The sequence below is a fragment of the Corallococcus sp. CA049B genome (assembly GCF_003611685.1).
Taxonomy (GTDB): domain Bacteria; phylum Myxococcota; class Myxococcia; order Myxococcales; family Myxococcaceae; genus Corallococcus; species Corallococcus coralloides.
The window spans coordinates 1-3,336 of record NZ_RAWC01000391.1; the positions used below are offsets into that span (position 1 = coordinate 1).

Annotated in this window: 4 protein-coding genes and 1 pseudogene; 4 read left to right on the top strand and 1 reads right to left on the bottom strand. The window is 66.0% G+C overall.

Annotated elements, in window-relative coordinates:
- Positions 1-210 precede the first annotated feature (210 nt).
- From D7W82_RS38920 to D7W82_RS38935, 4 genes are all read left to right on the top strand, one after another.
- A complete protein-coding gene (locus tag D7W82_RS38920) occupies positions 211-735 on the top strand; it encodes a hypothetical protein (RefSeq protein ID WP_199728001.1) in 525 nt (174 codons plus the stop codon).
- 5 nt (positions 736-740) lie between these two features.
- Positions 741-1,388, top strand: coding sequence for a hypothetical protein (locus D7W82_RS38925; RefSeq protein WP_147439770.1), 648 nt, complete (start codon positions 741-743; stop codon positions 1,386-1,388).
- Positions 1,389-1,605: 217 nt separating this feature from the next.
- Positions 1,606-2,115 (top strand): hypothetical protein, encoded by a 510-nt coding sequence (locus D7W82_RS38930; RefSeq protein ID WP_120623085.1) that lies wholly within the window; start codon positions 1,606-1,608, stop codon positions 2,113-2,115.
- Between the two features lie 10 nt (positions 2,116-2,125).
- Entirely contained in the window at positions 2,126-2,611 is a 486-nt protein-coding gene (locus D7W82_RS38935) for an SMI1/KNR4 family protein (protein WP_120623086.1), read from the top strand.
- Here the strand turns inward: D7W82_RS38935 and D7W82_RS38940 are convergent.
- Positions 2,612-3,336: pseudogene (locus tag D7W82_RS38940) on the bottom strand (4-amino-4-deoxy-L-arabinose transferase); the annotation flags it as partial.

Sequence of the window (3,336 nt, forward strand, 5' to 3'; positions counted from 1 at the left end):
CCTCCACGCCCGCCTGCCCGCCACCTGTCCTGCTGGAGGCGCACCGTCATCACGCCCCCGCCGGGCTACAACCCACGACCTGTCCGACTGTCCGACAGATTGCGCACCGCCGGTGTCCTACCGGGTTCAGGTGTTCACCACCGGCCGCTGCCCTGCGCCGCATGAAGGGCGCGGACGGGAGGGCCCTGCACGACCAGACGCCCCGCGGCCGTGCTGCTCGGGACGAACCTGGCGGTGTCCTGGGTAAGGGCGGCCATCCTCCTGGGCATCAGGGTGCACGCGCTGCTCTGGTGGCTGGAGAAGCACTGGGTCGCGTACCAGCGCAGCATGTTCCTGATGATTGGAGTCGCCATCCAACTCCACGTGGGCCACGGCCTCTACGTCTGGGTGGCGCACGCGGAGCGCACCGGAACGCCGCTGAATCCCCAGGGGCTGCTGGCCATCCTGGCAATGGTCTTCCTGTATCTGCACTGGGAGGTGATGCGGAAGACCGCGTGGCCCGGGACGACAAAGCGAGGAGAGAAGCTCTACTCCGACGAAGTGGGCTCCACGGCCAGCGCGGTGATTGCCTTCGCGATGATGGCCGGAGCGGTGGGGCTCTACCCGTGGCTGACCACGGGCTGGCTCTTCCTTGCGTTCCTCTTCGTCATGTTGGCGGCTGTATTCACTTGGGGTGTGGCTGAATTGGGGTGGACATGGTCTTTTACTTCTCTCTCGAACCCGTACGAGGAGTGATGTCCATGAAGCGCATCCTGTCATTGATGATCGCCACGTTGGCCCTGGCCTGCTCGGGCCCGGACATGCATGACGCAGGTGAGGAGGGTGGCGCGTCCCTGGCCACCCAGGAGAACGCCGCGAGCTACTACGTCTGCGGTGCGCCGGTGTTCAGCTGCCCGTCCGGCTACACCATCCTCAATCAATACTGCTCGGCGCACTGCACGACGCTGGGCTATTCGTGTTCGACCTGGGGCTACAACGAAACCCTCTGTTACAAGCCGGATCCCATCACCGGGACCATCAGCGCGACGCCCACGAACGTGCGCATCAACCTGGATGTGACGCAGACGGGGACGACGAACGTCTGCTTCGACGTCAGCGGCGTCTCCGAGGGAGAGGTCTGGGTGAGCGTGAACAACCAGTCCGAAGTGCTCTTCGCCCGGGGCGACAACTTCTGCCAGGCCGCGCCCTGGATCACCGCGGGCAACACCTTCGCGTTCAAGCTCTACTCGGGCCGGGCGCACACCACGCTGCTCGCCACCGCGACCGTGACGGGCGAGGGCTACCACGGAGGCTCCAATCCGCCCCCGCAGTGCGGCCCCTGCCAGTCGGGCTACTCCTGCTTCTGCGGCGACCGCGTATGCCGCCGCGAAGGCATGCTCTGCCCCTGACGTGAGTCACGAAGCCGGGGGAGGACTTTGTCCCCCGGTTTCGTACCGGAAGGATTCTCCACTGAGCGCGGTAGGGTGCGCGCTCATGACAGCAAAGGAAAACGTTCCCGCTCGGCGTTCGGCGATACTCCTGCTCGGAATCGTGCTCCTTTCAGCATGTGCTGAAGGCCCAACGCCCACGAACCCTGTCTCGGCTCGGAAGTGGGTAGGGCCTCTGGTGGCCGTACCTGGTGGCGGGCAGTTCCGCACCGTCGTCTACTATGGCCCGTGGCAGTGCAGCTCGCAGCTCATGGCCTACTGCCGTGAGAAGTGCGCAGGGAGTGGCTTCGCTCTCCAGGGCTGCATGTGGCTCGCGGACGTGAAGATGGACTTTGAAGGGACGGTCGTGCGAGCTGGGAGCCGGTTCGGTATGACGAACTGCTGCTGCAACTACGGAACGCTCAGCCCCGCCCAGAACAAGGCCGCCCGCGACAAGTGGGACGACAGCCGTCCAGAGTTCCGGGAGCAGTGGGCGAAGCGCTTTGGTGCATGGCCCTCGGAGAACGGGAACCCCTACGAGGGACATCACATCCGGGACCTCTGGCATGGCGGCAATCCCACGGACTGGGACAACATCCTGCCGTTTCCCAAGGACATCCATCAGACGCTCTTCAAACTCTACAACCAGTGTTATGCGAACTCGCCTCCATGGACGAGCGTCGGCACGGACTATCCTTATGGAGAATAGGCGCAAGGCGATGAACGAGCTGCTTGAGGAGGTGTCGCGCCTCCACGCTCCCAATCCACCTGCAACGCTGGATCAACTGGCTGCGTTCGAGCAGCGTGTGGGGTGGCGCCTGGACCCGGACCTGCGCGCTTTCTACCTGCATTGTGATGGGGCCCGGCTGTTCGCGCAGCGGGATCCCACGTTTGGCTTCGTCGATCCCGCCTTTACGTTCCTGCCGCTGTCACGGATTGCCCGCGCGCGAGTGGTCATGCGCGACGAGGATACGGATCAGGCCGGACCGCCGTCCTGGTATGCCATCAGCGAGGTCCGGGATGGCAACTACATCCTCCTCGACGTGAGCCACCAGGAGGCGGGGCGCTACCCCATTCGCGATGGCTACAACGAAGCGTTCCCTGACCCTGCGTATTGCGCGCAGATTGCCAGCTCCTTTCAGGAGTTCCTCGCGGGAGCGCTTCGGTCCAAAGGGCGTTGGTTCTGGCTCCGCGGCGAAGAGTGATTATGGCTGCACGGTGGAACTCAACGTCCGCATCCGCCACACCGTGAACGTGTGCAGCCGTCGTCCCCGGAACACGCCCGTGAGCTTCACGGGGCCCTCCACGGAACCAAAGCGTTGCACCAGCTCCTCCGGCGGCGCAGCGCCGTTCTCCGAACACCACAGCACGTCCTGCCCGGGCTTCAATTCCAGCTCAGGCCACAGGTCGTACTGGCTCTTGCGCCGTGACGGCCCCACCGTGTCCGTCTCCACGCCCGCCGTGTACGCCACCTGCGAAGCCAGCTGATACGTGGGGGCGTAGACCGCCGTGGGACCCGGCGCCATGCCCGGAAACAGCTGCTCCGGCGTCCTCAGCCGCTCCAGCACGCCCCAGCCGTGCGTCCTCGCCAGCACTGTGTCGCGCTCGAACGTCAGCACCGGGAACAACAGGTGCGACGTCACCGCCAGCACCACGGCCATCCCGCTCCACGCCGCCGCCCGCTGCCACACCGGCCGCATCCCCGCCACGCCAATGCACGCCGCCACGTACGCCGCCGCCGGCCAGTTCGCCTCGCCCCGCGTCTTCGCCGCCGCGTAGCCGAAGAACAGCAGCGGAATCACCGCCGCCACGCGCAGCAGGAACTGCTCCCTGGGCCCTCGCACCGCGTACACCAGCGCCAGCGGGAACAGCACCGGCCCGCCCATGGCGAACTGGCCGGCGGCGGCGTACGTGGCGGCGTGCATTGGCG